The following is a 2,375-nucleotide window of genomic DNA, read 5'->3' as shown; positions in this document are numbered from 1 at the left end:
TGTCAACTAAGTTTTTTTATTTCGTTTGTCGTGTTCTGCGTTATTGCATCGGCGACTTGTTCTATATTACACCTCTAACCTACAATCGTCAATATGTTTTTATAAAAAAACTTCATTTTTTATAAATCCTATTTACGTTATTAAAATATCTATTTATACGCCTCTTCTATAAGAATAGATAAGCAACCCATAAAATACTCTATGGGTTGCTATTCCCTCATAAAAACTATTGTTCTTTTGATGGCACTGAACAACTTCCATCATTACAAGACATATCGTTTCCTTCTTCTGCTGAAAGTTCTTGTAACTTCGGTGCAGGATTCTCCTCTTCCCATACTTGCTGAAGTGCACCAACAAAAGTCTCAAGTGGTTGCGCACCCGAAATAGCATACTTTTGATTAATAATAAAATAAGGTACTCCTGAAATTTGATATTGCTGTGCAATCGATTCATCAATTCTAACATCATTGGCATACGCACTTTTATCGTTAATAACACTTAAAGCTTCTTGCTTATCTAAGCCTGATACTGCAGCGATAGTAGCAAGAGTATCCACATCACTTAAGTTTCTCGATTCAGTGAAGTATGCAAAAAGTAGATTTTCCGTAATCTCTTTTTCTTTCCCTTGATTCTTTGCAAATTTTGCAAGACGATGCGCATCAAAAGTGTTCGTCGGCTTCATCTCATCAAAATTAAAACTTAAACCCATACTAGCTGCATGATTGCCTAGTTGCACATTATTGCGTTTAGCTTCTTCAATACTAATCCCATACTTTGATGCAAGTACTTCATTAATACTTGTTCCAGAATAGATTGGAGCATTTTGGTCTAATTCAAAACTTTTAAACTCAACTTCAACATCCTTCTTATGCGGAAATTGCTCTAAAGCCATTTCTAATCTACGTTTCCCAATATAGCAAAATGGACATACAAAATCTGACCATACTTCAATTTTCATAGAAACACCTCATTAACATGTAGTTTCCAATCATTGTAGCACTGGCACTAAGAAATTCAAAAATTTATGCTTCAAGCCTTATATACTGAAACCTAAAATGAATTTATAAATAGAAAAACGATAATCAAAAGTATTACCTTCTGATTATCGCATATATAAATCTAATTATACTGGAATATATCTCCCTACGAACTTCCATACGGTATTCCAATATGTATTTGAATCTATCTTCTCAGCTTCTCCATGTCCAGCACCTGGAACAATTAATTTCTCTTTTTCTACTTTTGCAGCATTATACACTTCATCTAACATTTCAAAAGGAACGAATGTATCCGCATCCCCGTGAATGAATAGCATCGGTGTTTTACTTTTCGCAACTTGTTTAATAGCTGAAGCTTCTTCTAAATCATATCCAGCTCTTAATTTTGTAACTGTATTTGCCGCATTCATAACAGGAAACTTCGGCAAATGGAATAGATCTTTTAATTGATAAGTAAATTCATCAATAACAGTTGAGTATCCACAATCTTCAATAATAACTTTAACATTAGAAGGTAAATCTTCACCTGAAGTCATCATTACAGTTGCCCCGCCCATTGAAACACCAAAGAGTGCTATTTCAGCATTAGGATCTTTCTTTACAATTTGTTGAATCCAAATCAAAATGTCTTTACGATCATGCCAGCCCATACCAACATAATTCCCTTCACTATTTCCGTGCCCACGAAGATCTGGTGCTATGACATTATAGCCTTGTTCATAAAAGTTACGAATATATTTCGTCATTTCTGATGCTCTACCATTGTATCCATGAACTACAATCGCCCATTTATGACTAGATTGTTCATTCATATATTCATAACCTGTTAAATTCAGTTTATCGAAAGAACGTAGAGTTAATGTGTTAGGCTTATACTTCGATACGAAGTTCGCATTCTTTTCTTCATTTGTAGCTAATACATCTCCCGATGCATTTACCGTTTCTGCTAAGTGAGGATTATCCTCTAAAAATTCTTTTTCTTGTTTCGCATTCAACGCATAGTTATAAAAATAATTCCCGACTAACATATAAGCAATTGCTAGAAGGATTAAAACTACTATAGTAATTACACCTATCTTTTTCATATTATCTCCTTTTTTTTAAATTAAATCTCCCTATACTAAAGTACTTCAAAAAATAACTGTATTATTTTAACACACCGACAGATTGCTTCTGCAAAAAATAAAATAGAAAATCTTAAACTACACATCGAAAATGATGAAAGAAATTGAATATGAGAGGATTAAAAGAAGAGGGATCACTTAAAATGGTATCTTGAGGTTAATACAAAGTTATAAACACAAAAAAGACGAGTCATTCTGACTCGTCTTAAGATTGCTTGGCGACGTCCTACTCTCACAGGGACAAGGTCCCAAC

Annotated in this window: 2 protein-coding genes; both read right to left on the bottom strand. The window is 33.6% G+C overall.

The genetic code is table 11. From position 1 onward, the window contains the following. Positions 1-226: 226 nt before the first annotated feature. The gene (locus ACQVV1_RS29595) at positions 227-958 is read right to left on the bottom strand and encodes a DsbA family oxidoreductase (RefSeq protein ID WP_431169925.1); all 732 of its coding nucleotides are present in this window, start codon (positions 956-958) and stop codon (positions 227-229) included. A 165-nt stretch (positions 959-1,123) separates the two neighbouring features. Beyond that, on the bottom strand, positions 1,124-2,083 hold the full coding sequence (locus ACQVV1_RS29590) for an alpha/beta hydrolase (RefSeq protein WP_242256839.1): 960 nt from the start codon (positions 2,081-2,083) through the stop codon (positions 1,124-1,126). Positions 2,084-2,375: the final 292 nt, after the last annotated feature.

It is taken from the genome of Bacillus basilensis (assembly GCF_050630465.1).
In the GTDB taxonomy this organism is placed as follows: domain Bacteria; phylum Bacillota; class Bacilli; order Bacillales; family Bacillaceae_G; genus Bacillus_A; species Bacillus_A basilensis.
The sequence above is the reverse complement of the archived record's forward strand: the minus strand, read 5'-3'. Positions and strand labels throughout refer to the sequence as shown.